Raw genomic sequence first — 26,967 nt, 5'->3', positions numbered from 1 at the left:
ACGATTCTTCATCAAGTAGGTGAATGTGATGAAAGATTTCCCGATTCGGTTTGTATTGACAGATGAAGCGATTACTCCAAGTGCTGGGCTTGCTCTCGTGGGCTACTTACTGCACCAAACGAAGCTGGATAAACGAGTAAACGCCCTTCGGCTCCCAACGGTTCGTCGAGATGTGCACATTTCCCATAGCGATGTCATTCGCTCGATGATTGGCTTGCTTGCCACAGGAAAAACGGATTTCGATCATATCGAAGCGTATCGTCAGGACGATATCTTTTCGGCATCGATGGGGATTCAGCACGTGCCTTCCTCCCCAACGTTGCGACAGCGTCTCGATCAGCTCGCTTGTCTTCCGATGACCGAAGCAATCATTTGGGAGGAATCGATGCGTCTGTTGGTTCGACAACACGCTACCTTGTCCCCTTGTTGGGCGAAAGGGAAAACGACATGGCTTCCCCTTGATATAGATGCTTCCCCATTTGACAACTCCGATACGAAGAAAGAAGGAGTGAGTCGAACGTATAAAGGATTTGACGGTTTTACGCCGTTGTTTGCGTACGCAGGGAAGGAAGGGTATATCGTTCATGCCGAGCTGCGTCCAGGGAAACAACATGTACAAGACAACATGCCTTCGTTTTTAACTACCGCTATCCGTCGAGCTCGTCCGCTGACCTCGTCTCGTCTGCTTGTCCGCATGGATGCAGGAAACGATGCGGAAGCGAATGTGCACGTATGTCTAAAGGAAGACGTGGACTTTGTCATCAAGCGAAACTTACGCCGAGAATCGAAAGCGCTTTGGTTCCAGATCGCTTCGCAAAAGGGCAGACGCGTCGATGATGGACAAACAGAAGGAGTACAAACGTATGAGTTATGCCTTCCACAGACAGCAGCAATCGATGGACACACGTATACGTACGTTCAAGTCACCCAAGTGACGGAACGAACGATGGAACGAAATGGACAGCTGATGCTCGTTCCTGATTACGAAGTCGAAAGCTACTGGGTGCGCCTCGAAGGATACGAGCATGTTCGAATGAGTGATGTGCTCGCATTGTATCACGATCATGCGACATGCGAACAGTTTCATAGCGAACTGAAAAGCGACTTAGATTTAGAGCGACTTCCATCAGGGAAGATGAAAACGAATGCGCTCGTGTTAGTCATGGGAGCATTCGTGTACAACCTTCTTCGCCTGATTGGACAAGATCTATTAAGCGATCCGAGACATCCATTACATCATAAAGTGAAACGCCGCCGCATCAAGACGATCATTCAGACGGTGATCACGATGGCAGGTCGACTCGTCCGCCGATCACGACAGATCTGGATGAAACTGACGCGAAGGAGTGGCTATAGCGAGCCCCTACTGAACATTTACATAAAATGGAGAGAAGGAGCATAACGAACGATTGTTCGCAATTCTGTACTCATCCTAACCCTCTGTCCTTTTTTGTTTTTTCTTTGGTTTATATACCTAAAAAAGATATTTATTTCATTTCTGAGAGTGAAGATGACATCTGTTTTAAACATAAAAAGGGAATGGTGGATCACACATCCATAAAACCAGCAAAAAAGTCAAAGTCGATGTCAATCCATCACGGATTCAGGTAAATAAAAATATTTCAGTCGAAGACGGTTACAAGGAACTAAAAAGGGAATACAAGCAAAGAATAAAGGAGCTGAAGCGGTAAATGATTCGAAAAACCATCACGATTATTCCTTTTGTCATGGTAGCTTGTCTCAAGACTTGGGATCATGTCTATGGAAATTTTCCTGGCATATCGGTTTGGATTGTGTTCATTCATATTTGTCTCAATCTATTGCCCATCTTTGTGTTTGTATGCTGGAGTGTGTCCAAAGTGCGGCAATGGATTGGGTTGAATATGGTGATTCACGCTTGCTTTTATGTTTACTTGTTTTTTGTTTTGTATTATACGGTTTTATATATTCCTTATTGGCGCTTTATGACCCAACCAGTGCTGCCGCCAGAGGAACAGGTGTTTCCCCATTATAATTTAATCCCGTTTAAAACGATTTTGGAAACAAGTATTACTCCTGTGAATATTTGGGGAAACATCTTTCTGTTGCTTCCGTTGGGCATCTTTGTTCCTTTGATTCATCCCTATTTTGCACGTATCAAACCGTTTCTTCTCCTTGCCTTGCTGGTTTCGAGCGGTATTGAATCCGTTCAATTTATGACAGCGTTGATGGATGGAAAATTTGCTGAATACCCTAGTGAAAGAAGCCTCGATGTTGATGATATCATTTTGAACATGAGTGGAGCCGTTATCGGTTTTGGTCTGTACAAATTACGAGGGCGAATGAAAAGCTTGATTTCTTGATCACACTGCTTGCCATCTGACCGTTGATTGCATACATGCAGTCATCAGAAATTCAACGTTGTTTGGGGGATGTCAATGATCACTTTCTTTATAAATGAAGTCAACTGTAGTTGAGTATTTTTTATAATAATAACTGTAGTTGAGCGATTTTTGTTACAATAATTACTATTTAAAAAAGGAACAAACAGGGCACCCCTTATGCAACGTGGATCTGTTTTTTCACGGTATCAAGGGGAATATTTTGTTTCGCTGCGCTGTAAATGAACTCCACGAGGCAATGTCCTTTTCGCTTGCGCAGGAGATCGAGCCCATCCGAAACATTGCTGTTCGACTTGAACATGCTGTACACATACGCAAGTTGTACCAAGATCCAATACCGTTTCACCGCCCGTCTGTTCTTATTTTGGATGAACCAACAAACGGACTGGACCCGGCCGGCATTCGTGAAATTCGCGACTATTTGCGCAAGCTAGCAAGGGAGGAAAGATTGGCAGTCGTCGTATCGAGCCATCTTCTATCAGAAATGGAGATGATGTGCGACCGCTTTGTGATCATTCAGCATGGCAAGCTTGTGACGATCGAATCGGTACAAGAGCTGTCGCAACAAACGGAGAAGGTGCTGTTTATCGTCGGGCCGAAGGAGAAGGCGGCGCAAATGGTGAAAGCGCACGATCCGCATCTCGATGTTCGCCTCGTCGAACAAGGATTGGAAGTGACGCTCGATTATAAAGATATTCCTCGGCTAAATGCTATGCTTGTCGCGGAAGGAATCAACGTATACGGCATTCATGTGCTCGCGAAATCGTTGGAAGAAAGATTTCTAGAAATGACGGGAGGAAACGAAATTGCCTAATCTTTTTTCGCTCGGTAGTGTCAAAAAATCTATGAAAAGACCTTTTTACATTCCTTTTTAAGGTATTTAAAAAGGGTGATGGCATCGGATTCGCCCTTGACCAACACTCTCCAAAGGGGAGGAACGGTCAATAAGGGCATGGAGGGGAAGGGAGGAAGCCGAATGAATCGATATCAGAAAATTGCCATAGGAGTAATGTTGTTCGTGCCGTTGATTTTCTTAGTCATTTCCTTATTGACAAACAGGTGGGGATTTTTCCTTTGGAGTTTGGCACCAAGCTTTACTGTGGGGATGACGGGATTTTTCGTAGCGAAAGATAAATAACACGCATATGTTGTACACCTAGCTCCCTTGTCCATTTTCATAATATTAAGATTTTTTAACACCTCAAACCATATCAATGGAAGAGATTAATTCTCAACTAGCACTACGAGTTGGTTATCAAATTTTTAAAGCTCGTTCTGTTTTTAATGCGGTGACATGGTGGATGTTCCAAAAACGCGACGTCGCGGCTTAAATGATAAAAAGAAAAAGGCTGCCCAATTCGCTTGTTATGCGGTTATTGGCAGCCTTTTTTATTGAAAAAATAATTGCTTCGCTTCGAGAGAAAAGTTTGTAAATATAAAGGACGTGATTGTGTCGTTTTCTCCAAATGCCTCTCTTTTTTTAAAAAAACCATCCTCTAATCCAAATACTTCAACTGTTCTATACAAAGGATCAACAATCCAATATTCTTGCACGTTAAACTGCTCGTATAGCTTAAATTTTTCATTTCGGTCTTTTAAAGCTGTAGATGGAGAAAGAACTTCGACAATGAGTGTCGGTGCGCCTAAACAGCCGTTTGTTGTTAAGCTGTTTTTGTTGCAAATAACAGAAATATCTGGTTGTACGACATGTTTTGCATACGTGTAGTCGTCGCTTTCGGAGAGACGAACATCAAACGGAGCTATGGCAACGTAGCAATTTTTATTTTGAAAATGCGAACGAAACGCAAACGATAGTTCCATGACAGCAAATTGATGCTCCCATGTTGGTGAAGGGCTCGTGTTGTAAGCTTTCCCGTCAATGAGCTCCCAACGCCCGTCCCATTGAACATAATCGGCATACGTATACAGTTTGGATGATTGTGGATTCATCGCGTATCCCTCACTTTTTTCAATATTATACCACACATCACTTCGTCATTGACCATTTCGTGTTTCATCGTTATATTGTTAAATAGTTAAACAATTGAACTATATGGATGGGAGGCATTGACCGATGGAGCGAAGCATACAACAATTTATTGAGCGATATTTATCCGTTTCGTTTCTTGTCAATAAACGAGGGGCTGCGTTGATGAAGTGTGAATTAGACGATATTACGCACGATCAATATTATGTATTGCGCTACATATATAAGCGTGGGGTGTGCACATCGACGGAATTGGCGGACGTGTTTGCGGTAAATAAAAGTGCGATTACGGCGATGACAAACCGTCTTGTTGAAAAAGGAATGATTGCACGTGGCAAAGATGAAGACGATCGTCGCGTCATTTCTCTTACACTGACAGAAAAAGGAAAGATGTGGCTCGTTGAAACAGAACGAAAAGTATATGAACTTGTTGAAACAATGATGACAAAGCTTTCACATGAAGAAATTGAACAGTTTATTCAAACGTATGAGAAGCTAGCAATGATTTTACAAGAAATGGAGGAGAAAAAATGAAAACGATTATTCGCGGAAAATGGGTCGTTTTACTCGCGTGGGTTGTCGCCACTGTCGTGCTCGTTATGACTGCTCCGAATATGGCACAACTTGTGCGTGAAAAAGGGCAAATTACCGTCCCAGACGGCTATTCGTCTTCGCTTGCTAGCGAGTTATTAAAAGAAGTACAAAAGCAAGAAAATAAGGAAGGGGAAATGAGCACCGTCCTCGTCTTTCATCGCAAAGAAAGATTGCAAGAAAAGGATTGGAATGAAATTGAGAAGGCTATTGAACAACTACAAGCGAAAAAAGAATCGCTCGGTTTAATACAAATTGTTTCGCCACTTGATGACAGCTCGCTCAAAGAAAAGCTCGTTTCAAAAGATGAAACAACGGTACTCATTTCGCTTCAATTAGAACGAAACAAACGCACCGCAAAAGAAATAAGCACAGCGCTTTATGATGTGATCGAGAATATTGATGTACCGCACTATTATACAGGCAGTTGGATGATCGATGAAGATGTCGTACAAAGTTCACAAGAAGGATTGAAAAAAACAGAAGGCATTACGGTCGTGTTTATTTTAATTGTTTTATTTCTTGTATTTCGTTCGCTCGTTGCTCCGTTTGTGCCGTTGCTGACGGTTGGATTGACGTATATCGTATCGCAATCTGTTGTTGCTTTTCTTGTCGATCGAGTGGACTTTCCGCTTTCTACGTTTACGCAAACATTTTTAGTTGCCGTTTTGTTCGGGATTGGAACGGATTATTGTATTTTATTGTTAAGCCGCTTTAAAGAAGAATTAGCGAAACGAGAAGACCGAACAGAAGCGATTATCGCGACGTATAAGACGGCTGGAAAGACGGTTATTTTCAGCGGATTGGCGGTCATGATCGGATTTGCGTCCATCGGCTTATCGACGTTTAAACTGTATCAGTCTGCATCAGCCGTAGCGGTCGGTGTCGTTGTGTTGCTTGTCGCGCTTGTTACGCTTGTGCCGTTTTTTATGGCTACACTTGGTGAAAAGCTGTTTTGGCCGATGAAAGGAGCTCTTGAACATAAACCGAGCAAATTATGGGATGTGGCAGGTCGTTTTTCTTTCGCTCGTCCGCTATGGGCGCTTGCAATTGTCGCGATCATCACATTGCCGATTTTATTGACGTACGATGGCAAACTTTCTTTTAATTCGATGGCCGAAATCGGAGATCGTTACGCGTCTGTTAAAGCATTTAACATCATTTCAGCCCACTTTAGTGAAGGGGAAGCGATGCCGACGAAAATCGTCATGAAAAATGATGAAGCGATGGATGATGAACAATATTACTACTTGATTGAAAAAATTAGTCGCGAAGTAGCAAACATTGATGGTGTGAACGCTGTTCGCTCGGTGACGCGTCCGCTTGGAGAGCCGATTGATCAATTGTTTGTGACAAAGCAAGCGGAACAGTTAAAAGATGGACTTGGAAAAGGAGCGGACGGCATCGGACAAATTCGTTCCGGTTTAAGTGAAGCGAGCAGCGAAATGGCAAAGTCAGCTCCGAAGCTAGAGCAAGCGACCGGAGGTATTCGCGAGCTCGTCAACGGAACGTCAAAATTGAAAACGGGAATGACTGATTTACAACAAGCATTGAAGCAGCTCGAAGATGGGGTGCGAAGCGGAGCGATCGGAGCTGCTGATCTTGAAAAAGGATTGCAAACGATACAAACGAATATGAAAAAGCTGCATGATGGAGCGGATGAATTGCGAAAAGGATATGAGCAAGCAACCGGTGGACTGCGTCAATTAAGTGAACGATATGAACAAATTGAAAGTGGATTGCAAGCTATTTCTGAACAGTTGCCGCTTCTTTCTCAGTCGTTGAATCGTATTGAAGAGCGTCATACGGGCTTGCGTGAAGATGCGGAGTATGCACATGTAAAGCAAGCTGTTCAACAGATGAGCGCACAAATGAATACGTTATCTGATGCACTTGTTCAAGTGAACGACGCGTTACAAAATGTTCAACGTGGTTTACAACAAGCAAATGAATCATTTGCGACAATAACAAACGGACAGCAAGCGCTTATTACTGGAATGGATGAAGTGATCTCTGGACTTGGAAAGCTTCGTTCTGGATTAGAGCAAGCAGCGGATGGTCAAGGGCAAATTGTTCAACGATTGCCAGAAGTGACAAACGGGCTAGCGAAAGTAAACGACGGACAACAGCAATTGCTTACAGGTTTTTCGCAACTCAATGGTCAAATGGATCAACTCATTTCAGGACTAAATCAAAGCGTCGATGGATTGCGACAAGTGGAAAATGGATTACAGTCCGCAAAACAGTACGTTTCTGACTTAGCGAATGCGCCAGATGAAGAAATGGCGGGATGGTATATGCCGCCACAATTGTTGACGAGCGAGGAATTTGCGCAAGCGAAGGAAGCATATATGTCGAAAGACGGAAAAGTCGTGACGTTCGATGTTGTCTTTTCATCCAACCCGTATGAAACGACGACGATGAAAAAAATCGCAGAAGTGAAAGAAGCGATTGGTCGGGCGGTGAATGGCACAAAACTTGAGCATGCGAAAGTAGGCGTTGGAGGCGTGACGAGCATTTATTCCGATTTGCGCGACATTTCTGCTGCTGATTATGCTCGAACATCTATATTTATGCTTGCGGGCATTGCGGTCATTTTAATCATCCTTCTTCGCTCGTTTATTATGCCAGTATATTTAATGTTATCCCTAATTTTAACATATTATACATCGATGGCGTTTACTGAACTTGTGTTTGTCGATGTGCTCGGATACGAAGGGATAAACTGGGCTGTTCCGTTTTTCGCATTCGTCATTTTAATGGCGCTCGGTATTGACTACAGCATTTTCTTAATGGACCGCTTTAACGAATACCGTGACAAAACCGTTCAAGAAGCGATGCTTGAAGCGATGCGTCATATGGGAACAGTCATCATTTCTGCTGCCATCATTTTAGGTGGAACGTTTGCGGCGATGTATCCATCTGGCGTATTATCGCTATTGCAAATTGCAACGATTATTTTAACAGGGTTATTTTTATACGCCCTTGTCGTTTTGCCATTATTTATTCCGGTGATGGTGAAAACGTTTGGACGGGCGAATTGGTGGCCATTTATGAAGTAAGAGCGGGTGTCGATGCCCGCTCTTTTGTGATATAATGTAAAAAAATAGTTGTTGGAGTGAAACGAAGTGAGAAAAATGAATATGTCTGAACTAAACGATTGGATTTTTTCACGCAAAGGAAGTGTGGAACGAGATATATTAAAAGATGGAAGAGAGCAACATGTACGTTTACGTCCACGCGACAAAGAGGAAATGCGTATATTAGATGAATTATGCATAAAACGATGGAAAAAAGCGGAGCAAGAAGGAAAAATTAAATATTTGAACGAACGAGTGTGGTATTATGAATTCGATTAAAGAGGCGAAAGAAAAACTTCAGTCGCTTCGAACGAAAACATCGTTTGAAAAAATGGTTCAAGTTACAGCCATTTTAACGAAGCTGTTGGAGCCACATCGCATACGTCCGATTATTGTTGGCGGGCTTGCGGTTGAAATATATACGCGTGGCGATTACACGACCGTAGACATCGATTTAATTGTTAGTGATCGTGAAAAAGCGGGACAATTGCTCACTAAACTTGGTTTCACTCCGTCAGGAAGACATTGGTATCATGATGAATTGTTTGTTAGTGTGGAAATCCCAAATGATATGTTAGAAGACGCTGATGATGATAAAGTGATCGAGTTAAGATTAGAGGATGGGTTTTATGTATATGTCATCGGGATTGAAGACATTATATTAGATCGCCTGCGCGCATGTGTCCATTGGAAATCGAAATCCGATTGCGAATGGGCAAAAAGAATGGTTCTTCTTCATAAAGAGCGGCTGGATTGGACATATATGAAACAAGTAGCGAAAAAAGACGGAACGAGCGAACAACTGAAGCAATGGTTTTAGGTAAGAGCGGGATCATGCCCGCTCTTATTTTCGTATATCTTTTCATGTATCTACAAATCATGTTAAGATAAAAGGTAGAATTTTGCCGGAACGGGAGATCGGATGAATGGGGGAAATAATTTGGCGGAGCAGAAAAAAACGCGTATTACGGTAGATATATACGGACAACAATATTCGATCGTCGGAACGGAAAGCTCCAGCCATATTCGGCTTGTTGCTTCCATTGTCGATGACAAAATGCGTGAAATTAGTGCCAAAAATCCGACGCTTGATACGAGTAAACTCGCTGTATTAACGGCAGTCAATATCGTTCATGAATATATTAAACTAAAAGATGAATACGAACGCCTTTTGCGAAAAATGAATAAAGAAAAGGATGATGACAGCGATGATTGATTTGCTTATTTGTTTCATCCTTCTCATGGGACTGTTGATTGGATTGAAACGAGGATTCATTTTGCAATTTATTCATATGACCGGTTTTTTGATCGCGTTTATTGTTGCATATAACTATTATGATCAACTAGCACCAAGACTAAAATTATGGGTGCCATATCCGAGTTTTGGCGATGGGGAAACGATGAAATTGCTCATTGAAAGCACAAATTTAGATGAAGCGTACTATCGTGCGATTGCGTTTGCTGTTTTATTTTTCGCTGCAAAAATTGTGATGCAAGTGATCGGCTCAATGCTAGACTTCATCGCACAGCTACCCATTTTAAAAAGCGTAAACCGTTGGGCTGGTGGGGCGCTTGGTTTTATAGAAGTGTATTTGCTTTTATTTGTACTTTTATATGTGAGTGCACTTGTTCCTATGTCTATCATTCAACAGCCACTTCACGACTCATTCATCGCAAGTTTAATCGTCAAACATACACCTTTTTTATCAAATTTTGTAAAAAATATACTCGTGCAATATATGGCGTAAAAACTTCTCCGTCCGAGAGAAGTTTTTTCGTCGAAAGGAAGTGAAAGGGATGGAAAAAAATAAAAAAGAGGCGATTCGCCTGCTTGAAACGATCGCTTTATATATGGAAATCAAAGGGGAAAATCCATTTAAAGTATCCGCTTTTCGTAAAGCAGCTTCAGCGCTAGAACGTGATGAACGTGCTTTGACCGACATTGATGATTTTACGTCCATTGCTGGCATCGGAAAAGGAACAGCTGCCGTTTTACAGCAATGGTTGCAGACAGGAACGAGTGATGTGCTTGAACAGTTAAAAAAAGAAATTCCAGCAGGGCTATTTCCACTTTTAAAATTGCCGGGACTTGGCGGCAAAAAAATTGCCAAACTGTATCATGAGCTAGGCGTGACCGATATAGAAACATTAAAAGAAGCATGTTTAGCTCAACGTGTGCGACAATTAAGCGGCTTCGGTGCAAAAACTGAAGAAAATATTTTAGCTGCACTTGCCCACATGAATGCACGCCCTGAACGTTTACCAATTGCGTTTATGTTGGAAGTTGCTTCTGACATCGAGCGTCAGCTAGAAAACTTCGCTGGCATTATTCAGTTTTCACGGGCGGGCAGTTTGCGCCGCGTATGTGAGACGGTGAAAGATTTAGATTTTATTATTGCAACAACAGACGATGCGCTCGTTCGAAAGCAGTTGTTGCAACTTGAGCATATTTATGACGTTGTTGCAAGCGGTGAAACGAAAGTATCGTTGCAATTGCAATACGATTATGTTGTCAATGTCGATTTTCGCCTCGTTTCTCCTGAACATTTTGCTACAACGCTCCATCATTTTACCGGTTCAAAAGAACATAACGTGCGCATGCGTCAGCTCGCAAAAGAACGCGGTGAAAAAATTAGTGAATACGGTGTAGAAAACATTCAGACAGGCGAAGTGAAAACGTTCGCGACAGAAGAGCAATTTTTTGCTCATTTTCATTTGCCGTTCATCCCGCCAGAAATGCGTGAAAGTGGAATAGAAGTCGATGCATATGACGGCACGCCGCTCCTTTCTTTATCTGATATACGCGGCGATTTACATATGCATACGACGTGGAGCGACGGGGCGTTTTCAATTGAGCAAATGGCAGAAGCATGTCGTCAGAAAGGATATCGGTATATTGCGATTACCGATCATTCACAGTTTTTAAAAGTAGCCAATGGACTAACGGTTGAACGATTAAAACGGCAGCAAGAAGAAATTGCCCGCCTAAACGAAAAGTACGACGATTTTCTTATTTTATCTGGCATTGAGATGGATATTTTACCAGATGGAACGTTAGATTTTCCAGATGATGTATTACAAACGGTCGATTTTGTCATTGCGTCGATTCATTCTGCTTTTTCACAACCAGAAGAAGCGATTATGAAACGTCTAAAAGAAGCACTTATGAATCCATACGTTCATATGATCGCTCATCCGACAGGAAGATTAATTGGGGAGCGAAGCGGATACGCTGTAAATATAGACGAATTGTTGCAGCTTGCGAAAGAAACAAACACGGTGCTAGAACTGAATGCGAATCCACACCGTCTCGATTTAACGTATGCCTATTTACAAAAAGCACAGCAGCTTGGTGTGAAAATAGCGATTAATACAGACGCACACAACGTTCGTATGCTTGATGATATGAAGCTCGGGGTTGCGTTTGCTCGAAAAGGTTGGATTCGAAAAGAAACGGTCATCAACACATGGGAGATCGAACAACTTATCTCTTTTTTGCGAAAATAAACAGCTGGAGGGTTACTTAGTGCACGCAAAAACATTACACATTCTTGAGTTTGATAAAGTGAAAGCACAGCTTGCGGAATATGTATCTTCCTCGTTAGGAAAAGAAAAAGTCGTAGCGCTTATGCCATCATCACATGTAGAAGAAGTGGTGCGCTGGCAAGAAGAAACGGACGAAGCAGCAACGGTTCTTCGCTTACGTGGTCACGTCCCACTTGGTGGTATATTTGACGTACGGATGCAAACGAAACGTGCAAGCATCGGAGGAACGCTTAGCCCACATGAATTGCTTGATATCGCAAGTACGATGCGAGCAGCAAGACAACTGAAAAAATTTTTAGAAGCAACAGAGGCAGATCTTCCGCACATGATCGCATATGCGGCGCAAATCGTTCCTTTGCCTGAACTTGAACAACGTATATATCATTGTATTGATGAAAGCGGAGATGTGCTTGATGGAGCGAGCGACCGCCTGCGTTCATTGCGCCAACAGTTGCGCACGATTGAAGGACGAGTGCGCGATAAGTTAGAGAGTATTATTCGTTCATCATCAGCGCAAAAAACATTGTCAGATGCAATCATTACGATTCGTAACGATCGGTACGTCATCCCAGTGAAACAAGAATATCGCCATACGTATGGCGGCATTGTACACGATCAGTCTTCATCTGGGGCTACGTTATTTATCGAGCCGCAGTCGGTTGTCGAATTAAACAACGAGCTCCAACAATTGCGTGTGAAAGAAAAACAAGAAATTGAACGTATTTTAAGCGAATTATCTGCCTCCGTGGGTGAGCAGGCGACAACAATTATTGAGAACGTCGAGTTGCTTGCGCAGCTTGACTTTTTGTTTGCAAAGGCGAAATACGCAAAAGCGATTAAAGCAACAAAACCAGCTATCAATGAACGTGGATATATCCGTCTCATACAAGCACGTCATCCGCTTATTCCATCGGACGAAGTCGTTCCAAACGATATTGAACTAGGGAGCAACTATACGACGATGGTGATCACAGGACCGAACACAGGGGGAAAAACAGTCACGTTAAAGACAATCGGCTTGTTCACCGTTATGGCGCAAGCAGGATTGCAAGTGCCGGCGTTAGATGGATCACAATTAGCTGTATTTCGCGCGGTGTATGCTGATATTGGCGATGAACAGTCAATTGAACAAAGTTTAAGTACGTTCTCGTCTCATATGGTAAATATTGTTGACATTTTAAAACAAGTGGACGAGCATAGCCTTGTTTTATTTGATGAGCTTGGAGCAGGAACGGATCCACAAGAAGGTGCAGCATTAGCAATTGCCATTTTAGATGAAGTGCACAATCGCGGTGCGCGAGTTGTAGCAACGACGCATTATCCGGAATTAAAAGCGTACGGATACAATCGTCGTGGCGTCATGAATGCAAGTGTCGAATTTGACATCGAAACGTTAAGTCCAACGTATAAACTATTGATCGGTATTCCAGGACGAAGCAATGCGCTTGATATTTCTCGTCGCCTCGGCTTAGACGAGCATATTATTGCGCGTGCCCGTACGTACATTAGCGCGGAAAGCAATGAAGTTGAAAATATGATTGCTTCATTAGAACAAAGTAAAAAGCGCGCGGAAGAAGAATGGGAGAAGGCTGAGCGGCTCCGCCACGAAGCAGAACAATTGAGAAATGAACTAGAAAGGCAGTGGAACGAGCTGAATGAACAGCGCGATCGCTTGTTGGAAAAAGCGAAAGAGCAAGCTGAAGAAATTGTAAAAAAAGCGATGAAAACAGCGGACGAAGTCATTCAACATTTGCGCGATATGCAAAAACAACAAGCGGCTGCCATTAAAGAGCACGAGTTGATTGAAGCACGAAAAAAACTGGAAGAAGCAATACCGCAAATCAATACGAAAAAGAAAAAGCGAGCGCAGCAGACAAAACAGCCTTTACATCCGGGTGATGAAGTGAAAGTCGTTCATCTCAATCAAAAAGGACAGCTTATCGAGAAAGTATCAGACAAAGAATGGCTTGTGCAAATCGGCATTTTAAAAATGAAAGTGCACGAAGAAAACTTACAGTATGTAAGCAGCCCAGCACCGATTGAAACAAAGCCAATTGCGACCGTAAAAGGACGCGACTATCACGTTCCACTAGAATTAGATTTGCGTGGTGAGCGATATGAAGATGCGTTGCTTCGCGTCGAAAAATATATTGACGATGCGGTGTTGGCAGGATATCCGCGCGTGTCTATCATTCATGGAAAGGGAACAGGCGCGCTTCGGAAAGGGGTACAACAATATTTACAAAACCATCGCTCAGTAAAAAGCATTCGTTTTGGTGAGGCGACTGAAGGGGGAACAGGCGTCACCATTGTCGAATTAAAATGACAGGAGGAACTATGAGCGCTTTTTGGGAAAATGAGATCATTTATATTGCGGCTAATTTTAGCGTGGTGATTTTATGTTTAGTTTTATTTTTAGCGATTTTTGAACTTGTGACGAAATATAAAAATTGGGAAGAAATCAAAAAAGGAAATATGGCAGTAGCGATGGCAACCGGGGGGAAAATATTTGGTATTGCAAATATTTTCCGTTACGCGATTGACCATCACGATTCACTGTTAACGATGATCGGTTGGGGCGTTTATGGATTTGTTTTATTGTTAATCGGTTATTTTATTTATGAATTTTTAACGCCAAAGTTCAACATTGACGACGAAATTGCCAACGATAATCGCGCGGTAGGATTTATTTCTATGGTCATTTCTATCGGCTTGTCGTTTGTCATCGGAGCAAGTATAAGGTGAGAGGAGAAACAGATGGAAACGTTAGCGAAAGTATTGCTCGTATTGTGCGGTGTATTTTTGCTTATTGGTGTCATATATCTCACGTTTTTTGCATAAAAGGGTGTCAGCAGGCACCTTTTTTATTTTTTAATACAAAAATTTCTGAAAATATTATAAAATATAAATAATCTTATAACAAAGGGGGAAACGAAATGGAGAAGCCATGGCTAGCGTTATATCCTCAGCAAGTTCCTCATTCAATTGATTATCCGCGCAAGCCGTTGCAACAATTTTTGCAAGAAGCAGCGGAGCAGTTTCCGCAAAAAACAGCTATTCACTTTTTGGGGAAGGAGCTGACATATAAAGAAATATACGAGCAAGCGATCAAGCTAGCCTCATATTTGCAACAGCTCGGGTTACAAAAAGGCGATCGCGTATCGATTATGTTGCCGAATTGTCCACAAGCGGTCATTAGCTACTACGCTGTTTTATTTGCAGGTGGTATTGTCGTACAAACAAACCCATTGTATACTGAACGAGAGTTAGAATATCAGTTAAATGATAGCGGTGCGAAAGTCATTATTGCCCTTGATTTACTTTATCCAAGAATTACAAAAGTGAAAGCGCATACAAAAATTGAACATGTGATCATTACAAGTATAAAAGATTATTTACCGTTTCCGAAAAATGTGTTATATCCATTTGTACAAAAGAAACAAACAGGGATGATTGTACGCGTCAAACATGAAGGAGATTGCCACTTATTCACAAAAGCCTTATCGCTTGCGAGTGGGAAAGTGAAAGAGACGGATGTGGATCCGATAGAAGACATTGCCCTCCTCCAATATACTGGCGGAACGACCGGATTTCCAAAAGCTGCTATGTTAACACATTACAACTTAACAGCAAACACGTTTATGTGCACGAAATGGATGTATAAATGTGAACGCGGAAATGAATCGATTCTTGGTGTACTTCCGTTTTTCCACGTATACGGGATGACGGCTGTCATGAACTTATCCATTATGGAAAGATATAAAATGATTTTATTACCGAAGTTTGATGTCGAAACGACGTTAAAAACAATTGAAAAACAACGACCAACGTTATTTCCAGGCGCTCCAACGATTTATATTGCGCTGCTCAACCACCCGAATTTAAAAAAATATGATTTATCGTCAATTAAAATATGTATTAGCGGTTCAGCTCCGCTTCCAGTTGAAGTGCAAGAACAATTTGAAACAGTAACAGGTGGGAAGATTGTTGAAGGTTACGGCTTAACCGAAGCATCCCCTGTGACGCATTCCAACTTTATTTGGGACGGAAAACGAATCAAAGGAAGTATCGGTGTGCCTTGGCCAGACACAGAGGCGATGATCGTCTCGTTAGAAACGGGAGAGAAAGCAAACATAAATGAAATTGGTGAAATCGTTGTACGTGGTCCACAAGTAATGAAAGGATATTGGAATCGACCAGAAGAAACAGCAGCGACACTTCGTGACGGTTGGTTGTATACGGGCGATTTAGGGTATATGAATGAAGAAGGTTATTTCTTTGTCGTCGACCGAAAAAAAGATATGATTATCGCAAGCGGTTATAACGTATATCCACGCGAAGTAGAAGAAGTGTTGTATGAGCATCCGAAAGTGCAAGAAGCAGTCGTCATTGGTGTACCAGATGCTTATCGTGGCGAGACGGTGAAAGCGTTTATTGTGCTCAAAGAAGGAGAACAGTGTACAGAAGAAGAACTTGACCAATTTATGAGAAGTAAATTAGCTGCTTATAAAGTGCCGCGCATTTATGAATTTAGAAAAGAATTGCCAAAAACAGCAGTTGGTAAAATATTGCGCCGTGCGCTTGTGGAAGAAGAAAAAGAAAAACAAAAATGAGCGGCGATTGTTTTTACTTGACACGCTTTTGGCCTCTCTTTAAAATAAAAATATGAATGATTATTCATTCATATTTTTGAAAGGGAGAATGCAAAGTTGAAACGCGACAAACCGAAGTTTAAACAAATTATTGATGCAGCTGTGATTGTCATTGCTGAAAACGGCTACCATCAAGCGCAAGTATCGAAAATTGCGAAACAAGCCGGTGTAGCGGATGGGACGATCTATTTGTATTTTAAAAATAAAGAGGATATTTTAATTTCATTGTTTCAAGAAAAAATGGGCTACTTCATCGAAAAAATTGAAGAAGAAATAGAAGGGATTTCGAGTCCGTCGGAGAAGTTATTTTTGTTGATTCAAAAACATTTTCAAATGTTAGCGGCGGATCCGCATTTAGCAATTGTGACCCAATTGGAACTTCGCCAATCGAATAAATCGTTACGTCTGAAAATTAATGAAATTTTGAAAGGATACTTAAAAGTTGTCGATCGCATTGTGCAAGAAGGAATTGACAAAGGGGAATTTCGTTCAGATTTAGATGTGCGTCTCACTCGTCAAATGATTTTTGGAACGATTGACGAAATGGTGACAACATGGGTCATGAATGAGCAAAAATATGATCTCGTTGCATTAGCGAAACCGGTTCATCAATTGTTAACGAAAGGTTGTTGTGTGTAAACACGACAACCTTCCGATATACACGAAGGAGGGGGAACATGTTTTCCGTTCAACAAGAGGGGTATGTGGCGATTTTAGCACTTCACCGTCCACCAGCAAACGCTTTAGCATCTTCTGTTTTGAAAGAGCTTTCAGAACGACTTGATGCATTAAAAGAAGACGAACAAGTACGTGTCATCGTTCTTCGCGGAGAAGGAAGATTTTTCTCAGCTGGTGCCGATATTAAAGAGTTTACAGCGATTGAGGCGAGCGAACAAGCAGCGGAGCTTGCTCGAGCTGGACAACAAGTGATGGAGAAAATTGAACAGTTTCCGAAACCGATTATTGCCGCGATTCACGGTGCTGCACTTGGCGGAGGGCTCGAGTTAGCTATGGGTTGCCATCTGCGCATCGTAGCGGAAAACGCCAAACTTGGCTTACCAGAATTGCAGCTCGGCATCATTCCGGGATTTGCAGGAACACAACGCTTATTGCGTCATGTCGGTATGGCAAAAGCGCTAGAAATGATGTGGACAAGCGAACCGATCACAGGTACAGAAGCTGTTCAATGGGGACTAGCAAACAAAGCCGTCCCAGAAGAACAATTGCTTGATACAGCGAAGCAACTTGCACAAAAAATTGCTCAAAAGAGCCCGATTTCTGTTCAAGCGGTATTGAAGCTAGTTAATGAAGCTCGCACAAAAACGTTCCATGAATGCGTTGAAAAAGAGGCGCAACTGTTTGGACAAGTTTTTGTCACGGAAGATGCGAAAGAAGGCATTTCAGCATTTATCGAAAAACGGACACCACAGTTTCAAGGAAAATAAAAGGGGGAGAGAATCATGAACATTTTCGTATTAATGAAGCGTACATTTGATACGGAAGAAAAAATTGTCATTCAAAACGGAAAAGTAAGCGAAGAAGGAGCCGAATTCATCATCAACCCATACGATGAATATGCGATTGAAGAAGCGATTCAAGTGCGCGATCAGCACGGTGGCGAAGTGACAGTTGTTACAATTGGGAACGAAGATGCAGAAAAAGAGCTTCGTACAGCGCTTGCCATGGGGGCAGATAAAGCCGTGCTCATTAACATTGAAGATGATGTAGAAAATCGTGACCAATATACAACGGCAAAAGTGCTTGCGGAATATTTAAAAGATAAAGAAGCTGATTTAATTTTAGCTGGAAATGTAGCGATTGACGGCGGATCTGGACAAGTTGGACCACGCGTTGCTGAATTGCTAGGTATTCCTTATGTCACGACAATTACGAAGTTAGAAATTGACGGAACAAACGTGAAAGTTGTGCGCGATGTTGAAGGTGATGAGGAAGTTATTGAAACATCTTTACCATTATTAGTAACAGCACAACAAGGATTAAATGAGCCGCGTTATCCGTCATTGCCGGGCATTATGAAAGCGAAAAAGAAACCGTTAGAAGAACTAGAGCTTGATGATTTAGATTTGGAGGAAGAGGACGTAGAAGCGAAAACGAAAACGATTGAAATCTTTTTACCACCGAAAAAAGAAGCGGGAAAAATTTTGCAAGGAGATATTGCCGATCAAGTAAAAGAACTCGTTTCACTTCTTCATACAGAAGCAAAAGTCATTTAATAGGGGGATGGGGAGCATGGCAAGAAAAGTATTAACATTAGCAGAAGTGCGTGACGGTGCGTTGCGTAACGTATCATTTGAAGCAATTTCCGCTGCAAAAACGATCGCTGAAGGCGGAGAAGTTGTCGCTGTCGTTGTCGGAGCGAGCGTTCGCTCATTAGCTCCTGAGCTGATTGCTTACGGTGCGGATCGAGTGATTGTTGTTGAACACGAAAAATTGGCGACGTATACGCCAGACGGTTATGCCCAAGCATTGCAAGCTGTTGTTGAGCAAGAGAAACCAGAAGGAATCGTCTTTGGGCATACAGCGCTTGGAAAAGACTTATCGCCAAAACTTGCTGCGAAATGGCAGTCTGGTCTTGTGTCTGATGTTGTCGCTGTTGAAGCAACAGGTGGAAATATCGTCTTTACAAGACCGATTTATTCTGGTAAAGCGTTTGAAAAGAAAATCGTGACAGACGGTCTTATGTTTGTGACTGTTCGTCCGAACAATATCGCTCCACTTGAAAAAGATGAAAGTCGCACAGGTGCGGTTGTCGATGTGCAAGTAGACATTAAAGACTTACGCACAATCGTTCGTGATATTGTGAGAAAAACAGCGGAAGGCGTCGATTTATCTGAAGCGAAAGTGATCGTTGCCGGCGGTCGCGGCGTGAAAAGTGCGGAAGGATTTGAGCCGTTGAAAGAATTAGCGAACGTGCTTGGCGGTGCGGTTGGAGCATCGCGTGGGGCATGCGATGCAGGATATTGCGATTATTCGCTTCAAATTGGTCAAACAGGAAAAGTTGTTACGCCAGATTTATACATTGCGTGCGGCATTTCAGGGGCGATTCAACATTTAGCAGGCATGTCTAACTCAAAAGTAATCGTGGCGATTAATAAAGACCCTGAAGCGAATATTTTTAAAGTGGCGGATTATGGGATTGTTGGTGACTTGTTTGAAGTCGTTCCACTTTTAATCGAAGAATTTAAAAAATTAAAAGTACATTCATAAGGCAGAGCATGATGCTTTGCCTTTTCTTTTCAGCATATTTTTTTGCGACAAGGAAATAGTAGAAGCGAAGCAAAAGATTGGCGCAATGAATACGTTCAATGGTATACTATGTGCATGGAACGGAAATATTTAAGGAGGAATGAAACATGGCTATTGTAAATGCAACAGATCAAACATTTGTTAACGAAGTAAAAGATGGTGTTGTGCTCGTTGATTTCTGGGCACCTTGGTGCGGACCTTGCAAAATGATTGCACCTGTATTGGAAGAAGTAGATCGCGAGCTTGCCGGCAAAGTGAAAGTAGTAAAAGTCAATGTAGATGATAACCCAGAAACAGCTGGAAAATACGGTGTGATGAGCATCCCAACACTATTCGTGTTCAAAAATGGAGAAGTAGTCGACAAGACTGTTGGCTTCCAACCAAAAGAAGCGCTTGTTGGTCTTTTAAGCAAACATTTATAATCGACATGCCTCGGAGACATCCGAGGTATTTTTTTTGAAATTTTATATTGACACTGAAAATCGTTCTCTACTATAATGATAACGGTTAATGATAATCGTTATCAAAAAAGGGGGATACATACCATAGCCATCAAGTTAAGCATTTGGGCCTTTGTACACCGTTAAAAACATGGTATCCTTTCTAGCGAATACTCTTCGTTAGAAAGGATTTTTTCTATGGAAAATCAAATGCAAGCATGGATGAAAACCATCCGCCAACTTTTCTCGCCTGAGACATTGACTCATCTTGCTCAAGAAACAGGATTTATCCAACGAAAACGAGCATTAACGGCAGAAGCATTTTTGACTCTTTGTGCATGGGGAGATGGCTCACTGGCACAACAATCACTCCAACGGTTATGTACGTCTCTCACGCTCCGCCATGACTGTTCCCTGTCCAGCGAAGGATTGAATCAGCGCTTTACCGAGCGAGCCGTGGCGTTTTTGCGAGAAGTGTTTTTCCTTCTCCTCCAACGACAACGCCCATTGCTTTGGTCCACCATCCAAACCTACCGGACGTGTTTTACTCGCTTGCGGATTTTGGATTCGACCAGTTTTTTGGTTCCTGCCGACTACGGGGAGGACTACCGAGGTTCCGTCTCATCAGGAGCGAAAATTCAGTTTGAATATGACTTGTTGTCTGGTGCCTGTCTTCAACTATGCGTTCAATCGGCCAATGACTCGGACGCCCGTTTTGCCTATCATGCCCAGCACACGATTTTGCCGAATGACCTATGTATTCGGGATTTGGGCTTTTTCTCCGTTGCCGCACTAACCGAGATCGACGCCCGAGGAGCGTATTATATTACTCGGCTCCGTTCCGATATGAAAGTGTATATCAAAGAGAATAGCCAGTGGAAGGAATGGGATTGGGAATCTCTTGGGAATCAATTAAAGGAAGGGGAATCAGTAGAAATGGAACATGTATACATCGGGCATGAGCGTTTGTATATCCCACGCTTGATTTTTCGACGTTTGACGGAAGAAGAATGGCAAAAACGGATGGCGTATGTGCGAAAAAGGGAAAAAAGAAAAGGGAAGGCGCTGACACGCCAAACCCTCGAACAAAAGAAATACCACATCTTACTGACTAATTTACCACAAGAGTCGTTTGATGGGCAACAGGTTTATGGGCTTTATTCTTTGCGGTGGCAAATTGAACTGCTGTTTAAAGCGTGGAAGTCCGTTTTTGATTTGGAGAAAGTGAAGAAGATGAAGAAAGAACGGTTCGAATGCCATGTATATGGGACGTTGATTGCCATTTTGGTGACTCAAACCTTTCTGTTTCAAGCTCGAACGTATTGGCAACAAACAGAAGGGATTCAAATCAGCGAACGGAAAGCACTAGATGTTCTCCAATCCTATTGGCAACAACTGCTTTTGCGCCTATCCAAGGAAGAAATCAGCCTTTCTTCTCCCCTCCTTCTATTGAGAAAACATGGAAGAAAGGATCGAAGGAAAGGAAAAGAAACGGCATCGGATCTCTTGGTTAAATTGGGTATTTATTGATTAGATTCATAAAAACGCCAAATAACCCTCTCCAAGAGGGTTATTTGGCATGCCTAAAACATGTGGTATTCTTTTTCTTCAGCTAATGATCACAAACATTGCGTATGGACACAACGACCCTTAACACTAAACTTGACGGGTATGGGGATACATACGAAATGAAAAAACGTCAATTAAAAGCTGTGTTTGCCATGTTTTTATTAGCAGGTGGCGTGCTGGCTGGTTGCGGAAATGCGGAGAAAACAGAAACGACAGAGAAGAAGGAAGAAACAAAAGTAGAAGAAAAACAGGAAGAGCAACAACCTGCTGAAACCGAACAAGCGGAAGAACAAGTAAATGTTCAAACGTTCATTGATGCTTATAAAGCAATCAAAACAGAAACAGCAAAAGCGAAAGAAGGACAACCTGTGGATTGGAGCATCGTAGAAAAAACATATACAGAGCAATTACAAAAGCCAATTAATGAACTAGATGGTACATTTGCTCAAACGATTGAAGCAGCGATTCAAGGCGGAAAAAGCGGAGAATTAAACGTTCATCCAGCACGTCAAATTGTTGATAAAGTGACGCAATCGTATTTTTATCAATTGCAAAAGAAGTTACAAAAAGATGTTGTAGCGGCGCTTGAAGCTGGTGATCAACAAAAAGCGACAGCACTGTTTGAACAAATTAAATTGCTTGCAGCAGAAATTTTTGTTCCAACGGCAATGAAACGTGATGAATATTATCAATTAACGGGAGAATCTAGCCTCGAACAAAGCATTAACGCTGGTTTAGCAGCGCAAGAAGAAGCGTTAAAAGCGAATAACGTAGATGATTTTAAAGTGTACATTCAGTTGACAGATAAATCGATCTATCGCAGCTACTATTTGGCGTCTAAATCATATGCTGAAAAAATTGAAGCCGGTGTGAAAGAAGGTAAGGCAGAAGATGAGCTAAAAGGACAACAAGCAGAAGCATGGGGCTTTTTCCAAGCGATTAAAGGTTCTTTGGCTAAAGGTGATGAAGCTGCGACAGCACGTTTAGATGAAATTTTATCATTAAATAACGATTATAAAAACATTAAAGCAGAAGAAGTGGGTGCATTATTCGCCAAAGCGTTGTTTGGTAAAATGAAAGGCTATCATGAAAAAGCACCGGCGCAGTTAGATGAGAATAACGTTGTTGAAGCGAAAGTAAAAGCGTTAGAAGGAAACATGTTCTTAAAGGCAATTGAATTAGATGTGAAAGCAAAATTGGGCGAGCAAAAAGCAGCAGACGTGTTTGCGACAGCAGAAAAATGGTATAACGCGATTGCGGAAAACAAAAAAGAAGAAGCTGCCCAACATAGCAAAGCTGTGCTTGATGCGGTAAGTGCGATCATTCAATAAAAAAGCCGCGCATAACACGCGGCTTTTTTGTTGTGATACAATAGTAGGGCATGAAAGGTGAAGGAGTCGAACGGATGGCGAAAGTATGTATCACAGGTGGGGCAGGTTTTATCGGTAGTCATTTAGGGAAAAAATTGCTTGAACTTGGACATGAGCTGATTGTAATCGATAATTTTCATTCTTACTATTCCATTTCAAGAAAACAACGTCAGCTCCAACAAATAAAAGATGTTGGTTTTTTTCATTTTTATCATACAGACATTCTTCAATTCGATGCATTAAAACAAATTTTTTTCGAGCATCAACCTGATATGGTTTTCCATTTGGCTGCGTTGCCAGGAGTGCAACCATCGTTAATAGACCCGCTGGCATATATCGATTACGATGTAAAAGGTACAGTGAACGTGTTACGAGCGGCAGGAGAAGCGGGAGTTCAGCACGTTTTGTTTGCCTCTTCTTCTTCTGTATACGGCAATCAAGCGTTTCAACCGTTAAAAGAAGAAATGGCAAACGGTCAAGTGATTTCCCCTTATGCAGCGGCGAAATATAGTGCGGAATCGTTTTGTCACGCGTATGCCCATATATATGGTTACACGATGACGATTTTTCGTTATTTCACAGTATACGGACCGTGGGGGCGGCCGGACATGGCGATTAGTAAATTTATTCGTCAGTTACTACGTGATGAGGTCATTACCGTTTACGGAGATCATACAGCACGGGATTATACGTTTATTGATGACATCGTTGGCGGTATGATTCAAGCGTTAGAACGAAAAGGAGAAAGCAATGTGTTTAACCTTGGTGCTGGACAACCGGTAACAATGAAGCAGTTGCTTGCAGAGTTGCGCGTACATTTTCCGCGTATGCGCATTCGTTATGAGCTGCCGCGTCTCGGTGATGTCGTCGCCACGTGGGCCGATATTACGAAAGCGAAAGAAAAGCTTGGCTATGAGCCGCGCGTATCGTTGCGTGAAGGGCTAGCAAAAACGGTTGAATGGGCGAAACGATATGAAAACTAAACAAATAAAAATTTTGATACGAATCATAAGTTTTATATGTATTGCGTCATTTATATGGATAACGATTCATCATTTTGACGCTCATGTGTTGTTTGATCTTGCATATAAGATTGTTTCGCAACCGTGGCATGCCAGTTATATGGTCATCATGTATGGTCTGGCTTTCGTTTTACGTGCAATAGCATGGAAATGGTATTTGCCCCAAGCACGTTTCCAAACGTGTATCGTTGGGATATTTGCTAGTTTATTTGTTAATCATATATTACCAATTAAAATTGGCGATGTCCCTCGCATCGGCATATGTGTAAAGCAGGAGCGTATTCCATTTTCGATGGTTACTCATTCTGTTATTGTGTTACGCTTTCTTGATTTCATCATTTTATTTTTCTTTGCTTTTCTTGGTGCAATCATTTATATGCATACGGTTGTTCGTTCTGCCCTTATTTTTCCGCTCGCTTTTGGCGGTGTAGTTGCGTTGTTTTTCGTGCTTCGGCGCATGGATCCGTCATGGTTACAAAAACATAAGCAGCATTGGAGCATGATATGGAAGAGCCGTCGCTTTGTACCAATCAGCGTTGTAGTTGTATTTAGTTGGATATGTGAATCCGTTGTTTTATTTGAAATGGCGAAAATGATCGCCTTTCCTCTTTCTTTTACCGAGGCATTATGGGTAAATAGCATGGCTGTTGGCGGACAAGTATTTCAAATGACGCCAGGAGGAGTAGCGACATATGAAGCAGTGATGGCGTTTGCGTTAACGCGCGTCCATTCTCATTGGGAACAAGCATATGCGCTTGCTTTAGCAACGCATGCATTTAAATTTGTATTTTCTTATGTCGTCGGGTTATATGTGTGGTGGCGTATCCCGACGTTATGGACATTCGTTCGAAAGGAGGAGGCAGCGTGAAAAAGGCATCAAAATTTGAAAAAGTAGCAGCAAGATGTTGGAATTTATTAAATGAAGGAAAGCCATTTACTCCCATTTTTGTTATAGGAACGATGCTTCTTTTTCATTTGTTTGATGGCATCACATTTGAAGAAGCAAAAAGGATATTGAGTAGTTTTTTGTTTACTGTTCCGTTTTTTGTATTGTACTACGTATATGACTATCCGCTATTTTTACGTAACTATTTATGGGTTCCGTACGTTGTGTTTCTAATGATTTGGTCGTTTGTTCCGACAGGTTTACTTTTGCTTGCTGTTAGTCTTTATTTCTTTTTCACCGTTTTCTTTTGGGGAACATTATACTATCATTTACGTATTGGAACAACGTGGTTGAATTTTACTCGTTTTTGGAAACTTGTATTGAAAAATAGTGATTCAACAAGTGGGAATGCACAGGAACAATTACCGAAAGTATTGCTTCTTCTTTCTATATGGGAATATGGAATACAAAACGATATACATGTCGTGTCATGGGGAACATTTTATGTATTTGTTTTTGTATGGTCGTTTATTTTACACCGTTACTTATTTGATTGGAAACCGAAAATCATTGACCATTATACAAATAACGTTTCACCAAATGATCAACCGTTAAGCGATCGCGTCATCGTGCTCGTTGTTGACGGAATGAGAAAAGATCGTTTTGAACAAGCAAACGCTCCGTTTTTGAAATCACTTCGTGCGAATGGAACAGATTTTACGCAAATGGAAACGGTATATCCGGCACGAACGGTCGTTTGCTTTACATCGATGCTTACGGGGACGTACCCGTTTGAGCATGGCATTCGCTCGAATATGGTATGGAAGCTCGGCATTCGTGTTGAAAGTATTTTCGACTCCCTTCGAAAAGTAGGGAAAAAAGGGAAAGTGCTCGGCATTGCTCATCTTGTCGATTCCCTAGGAAACGATGTCGAAACGGTAACGGCTGTCATGCATAATGATGTCGCTGATCGCAATATTATGGAGCGAGCAAAACAACTGATGGCTGAACAAGATTTACATTTATTTGTCGTTCAATTTATTGGAACGGATCAAACGGGTCATAGCCGTGGTGTACACTATGATGAGTATGTGCAAAAAATTGAAGAGGTGGATCAATTGATTCAACAATTTGTCGAATGGTTGCATGAACAAGGGAAAATGGAAAATACGACGTTAATCGTTTGTGCAGATCATGGACAAGCAGATGGAATTGGCGGACACGGTCATTTAGATGAAGGAGAACGGTATGTCCCATTTTTCATGTACGGCCCAATGATCGAAAAAGGGAAGCGTGTAGATGATAAACATAGTCTCGTTTCTCTCGCCCCAACGATCGCTTATTTGTTAGGGGCGCCATATCCGAGCCATAGCCGTGGCCCTGTGTTAGTTGAAGCGCTAAAGAAAGAGGGAAAACGATGAAATTAATTGTCTTTTTACCTGCACATAATGAAGAAGGGGCGATTGGGGATGTGATTCGCCGCATTCCAAGACACATTCAACCGAATATCGATGTGTATGTGCTTGTCGTTGACGATGGGTCAACAGATCGTACAGTAGATGTAGCGAAACGAGCGGGAGCGGATTTTATTTACCGACACGAACAAAATCGAGGGCTAGGCGCAGCTGTACGTACCGGCTTACAACAATGCGTCGAACTTGGTGCGGATATCGGTGTGATGATTGATGCGGATAACGAATATCCACCGGAGCAAATTCCTGACCTTATTATGCCTATTTTACATGGAGAAGCCGACTATACGATGGGGTCGCGTTTTTTAGGAACGATTCGGGGAATGAAGTGGCATCGGCGAATTGGAAACTATATGTTTACGTTACTTCAATCGCTTTTATTAAAAACATGGATTTACGACGGTCAATCAGGTATGCGAGCATTTTCGCGTCAGGCGATGGAAGAAGCAGAAATCATTCATGATTACAACTATGCGCAAGTGTTGACGTTAAATTTAGTTCGCAAAGGCTTTCGCTTAAAAGAAGTGCCGATTGTATATCAAGTGCGAACGACTGGACAATCGTTTATTAAGTTTACCGCTTATTTAAAACATGTCATTCCGGCTATTGTGAAGGAGATGTGTCGTTCTGTCAAACGGAAGCATATGAGTTCTTCCGTTCAAAAACGCTAGAGAGTCGATCTCAAGCATTTTTTATTGACATAA

Annotated in this window: 26 protein-coding genes and 1 pseudogene; 25 read left to right on the top strand and 2 right to left on the bottom strand. The window is 41.9% G+C overall.

Translation table 11 applies throughout. The features are described from left to right. The first annotated feature begins 28 nt into the window (after positions 1-28). Together NST18_RS10930 and NST18_RS10925 are read left to right on the top strand one after the other, a co-directional pair. Complete coding sequence (locus NST18_RS10930; protein WP_088223330.1) at positions 29-1,402, top strand: IS1380 family transposase; 1,374 nt, start codon at positions 29-31, stop codon at positions 1,400-1,402. Positions 1,403-1,859: 457 nt separating this feature from the next. After that, positions 1,860-2,342, top strand: coding sequence for a VanZ family protein (locus NST18_RS10925; protein WP_231106971.1), 483 nt, complete (start codon positions 1,860-1,862; stop codon positions 2,340-2,342). Positions 2,343-2,538: 196 nt separating this feature from the next. On the opposite strand, the pseudogene NST18_RS10920 reads toward NST18_RS10925, so the two are convergent. Beyond that, positions 2,539-2,736: pseudogene (locus tag NST18_RS10920) on the bottom strand (IS701 family transposase); the annotation flags it as partial. A 9-nt stretch (positions 2,737-2,745) separates the two neighbouring features. On the opposite strand from NST18_RS10920, the gene NST18_RS10915 reads away from it, so the two are divergent. Both NST18_RS10915 and NST18_RS10910 read left to right on the top strand, forming a co-directional pair. Further along, positions 2,746-3,195, top strand: a complete 450-nt coding sequence (locus tag NST18_RS10915) for a hypothetical protein (RefSeq protein WP_004889125.1) — start codon at positions 2,746-2,748, stop codon at positions 3,193-3,195. A 162-nt stretch (positions 3,196-3,357) separates the two neighbouring features. After that, positions 3,358-3,519, top strand: coding sequence for a hypothetical protein (locus NST18_RS10910; RefSeq protein ID WP_164875862.1), 162 nt, complete (start codon positions 3,358-3,360; stop codon positions 3,517-3,519). Positions 3,520-3,770: 251 nt separating this feature from the next. On the opposite strand, the gene NST18_RS10905 is transcribed toward NST18_RS10910, so the two are convergent. Next, positions 3,771-4,331 carry a Uma2 family endonuclease gene (locus NST18_RS10905; protein WP_004889126.1) on the bottom strand — a complete coding sequence of 187 codons (561 nt, stop codon included), beginning with the start codon at positions 4,329-4,331 and terminating at the stop codon, positions 3,771-3,773. A gap of 124 nt (positions 4,332-4,455) precedes the next feature. On the opposite strand from NST18_RS10905, the gene NST18_RS10900 reads away from it, so the two are divergent. The 21 genes from NST18_RS10900 (at position 4,456) to NST18_RS10800 (ending at position 26,934) form a co-directional block, all read left to right on the top strand. Then, a complete protein-coding gene (locus tag NST18_RS10900) occupies positions 4,456-4,902 on the top strand; it encodes a MarR family winged helix-turn-helix transcriptional regulator (protein WP_004889127.1) in 447 nt (148 codons plus the stop codon). Further along, entirely contained in the window at positions 4,899-8,021 is a 3,123-nt protein-coding gene (locus NST18_RS10895) for an MMPL/RND family transporter (protein ID WP_192951063.1), read from the top strand. The genes NST18_RS10900 and NST18_RS10895 overlap by 4 nt, the downstream gene beginning before the upstream one ends. Positions 8,022-8,096: 75 nt before the next feature. Then, a complete protein-coding gene (locus NST18_RS10890) occupies positions 8,097-8,318 on the top strand; it encodes a hypothetical protein (protein WP_194947686.1) in 222 nt (73 codons plus the stop codon). Further along, entirely contained in the window at positions 8,305-8,859 is a 555-nt protein-coding gene (locus tag NST18_RS10885) for a DUF6036 family nucleotidyltransferase (protein ID WP_064221054.1), read from the top strand. The genes NST18_RS10890 and NST18_RS10885 overlap by 14 nt, the downstream gene beginning before the upstream one ends. A gap of 120 nt (positions 8,860-8,979) precedes the next feature. Beyond that, positions 8,980-9,255: a cell division protein ZapA gene (gene zapA, locus NST18_RS10880; RefSeq protein WP_041637971.1), complete on the top strand. Its 276-nt coding sequence runs from the start codon at positions 8,980-8,982 to the stop codon at positions 9,253-9,255. Further along, the gene (locus NST18_RS10875; RefSeq protein WP_004889132.1) at positions 9,248-9,787 is read left to right on the top strand and encodes a CvpA family protein; all 540 of its coding nucleotides are present in this window, start codon (positions 9,248-9,250) and stop codon (positions 9,785-9,787) included. Before zapA ends, NST18_RS10875 begins: the two co-directional genes overlap by 8 nt. A gap of 49 nt (positions 9,788-9,836) precedes the next feature. Next, a complete protein-coding gene (gene polX / locus NST18_RS10870; RefSeq protein WP_004889134.1) occupies positions 9,837-11,546 on the top strand; it encodes a DNA polymerase/3'-5' exonuclease PolX in 1,710 nt (569 codons plus the stop codon). A 19-nt stretch (positions 11,547-11,565) separates the two neighbouring features. Further along, positions 11,566-13,911: an endonuclease MutS2 gene (locus NST18_RS10865; RefSeq protein WP_004889136.1), complete on the top strand. Its 2,346-nt coding sequence runs from the start codon at positions 11,566-11,568 to the stop codon at positions 13,909-13,911. An 11-nt stretch (positions 13,912-13,922) separates the two neighbouring features. Next, a complete protein-coding gene (locus tag NST18_RS10860; protein ID WP_064214126.1) occupies positions 13,923-14,330 on the top strand; it encodes a DUF350 domain-containing protein in 408 nt (135 codons plus the stop codon). Between the two features lie 191 nt (positions 14,331-14,521). Then, complete coding sequence (locus tag NST18_RS10855) at positions 14,522-16,198, top strand: long-chain-fatty-acid--CoA ligase (RefSeq protein WP_192948164.1); 1,677 nt, start codon at positions 14,522-14,524, stop codon at positions 16,196-16,198. Positions 16,199-16,294: 96 nt separating this feature from the next. Further along, positions 16,295-16,876, top strand: coding sequence for a TetR/AcrR family transcriptional regulator (locus tag NST18_RS10850; protein WP_004889140.1), 582 nt, complete (start codon positions 16,295-16,297; stop codon positions 16,874-16,876). A 38-nt stretch (positions 16,877-16,914) separates the two neighbouring features. Then, positions 16,915-17,682 carry an enoyl-CoA hydratase gene (locus NST18_RS10845; RefSeq protein ID WP_004889141.1) on the top strand — a complete coding sequence of 256 codons (768 nt, stop codon included), beginning with the start codon at positions 16,915-16,917 and terminating at the stop codon, positions 17,680-17,682. A 15-nt stretch (positions 17,683-17,697) separates the two neighbouring features. Beyond that, positions 17,698-18,471 (top strand): electron transfer flavoprotein subunit beta/FixA family protein, encoded by a 774-nt coding sequence (locus tag NST18_RS10840; protein ID WP_004889143.1) that lies wholly within the window; start codon positions 17,698-17,700, stop codon positions 18,469-18,471. A 16-nt stretch (positions 18,472-18,487) separates the two neighbouring features. Continuing rightward, a complete protein-coding gene (locus NST18_RS10835; RefSeq protein WP_004889145.1) occupies positions 18,488-19,465 on the top strand; it encodes an electron transfer flavoprotein subunit alpha/FixB family protein in 978 nt (325 codons plus the stop codon). A gap of 146 nt (positions 19,466-19,611) precedes the next feature. Beyond that, positions 19,612-19,926 carry a thioredoxin gene (gene trxA / locus NST18_RS10830; RefSeq protein ID WP_004889146.1) on the top strand — a complete coding sequence of 105 codons (315 nt, stop codon included), beginning with the start codon at positions 19,612-19,614 and terminating at the stop codon, positions 19,924-19,926. A 216-nt stretch (positions 19,927-20,142) separates the two neighbouring features. Continuing rightward, a complete protein-coding gene (locus NST18_RS10825; protein ID WP_340720650.1) occupies positions 20,143-21,474 on the top strand; it encodes an IS4 family transposase in 1,332 nt (443 codons plus the stop codon). 158 nt (positions 21,475-21,632) lie between these two features. Beyond that, positions 21,633-22,844 carry a hypothetical protein gene (locus NST18_RS10820; protein WP_064214118.1) on the top strand — a complete coding sequence of 404 codons (1,212 nt, stop codon included), beginning with the start codon at positions 21,633-21,635 and terminating at the stop codon, positions 22,842-22,844. A 74-nt stretch (positions 22,845-22,918) separates the two neighbouring features. Continuing rightward, on the top strand, positions 22,919-23,866 hold the full coding sequence (locus NST18_RS10815; RefSeq protein WP_004889149.1) for an NAD-dependent epimerase/dehydratase family protein: 948 nt from the start codon (positions 22,919-22,921) through the stop codon (positions 23,864-23,866). Beyond that, positions 23,856-24,773, top strand: a complete 918-nt coding sequence (locus NST18_RS10810; protein ID WP_004889152.1) for a lysylphosphatidylglycerol synthase transmembrane domain-containing protein — start codon at positions 23,856-23,858, stop codon at positions 24,771-24,773. The genes NST18_RS10815 and NST18_RS10810 overlap by 11 nt, the downstream gene beginning before the upstream one ends. Continuing rightward, on the top strand, positions 24,770-26,212 hold the full coding sequence (locus NST18_RS10805) for an alkaline phosphatase family protein (protein ID WP_004889153.1): 1,443 nt from the start codon (positions 24,770-24,772) through the stop codon (positions 26,210-26,212). The genes NST18_RS10810 and NST18_RS10805 overlap by 4 nt, the downstream gene beginning before the upstream one ends. Then, positions 26,209-26,934: a glycosyltransferase family 2 protein gene (locus NST18_RS10800; protein WP_004889154.1), complete on the top strand. Its 726-nt coding sequence runs from the start codon at positions 26,209-26,211 to the stop codon at positions 26,932-26,934. Before NST18_RS10805 ends, NST18_RS10800 begins: the two co-directional genes overlap by 4 nt. The last annotated feature ends 33 nt before the right edge of the window (positions 26,935-26,967 follow it).

It is taken from the genome of Anoxybacillus sp. FSL W8-0104, assembly GCF_038004465.1.
In the GTDB taxonomy this organism is placed as follows: domain Bacteria; phylum Bacillota; class Bacilli; order Bacillales; family Anoxybacillaceae; genus Anoxybacillus; species Anoxybacillus flavithermus_G.
This window is presented reverse-complemented; position numbering and strand designations above follow the sequence as displayed.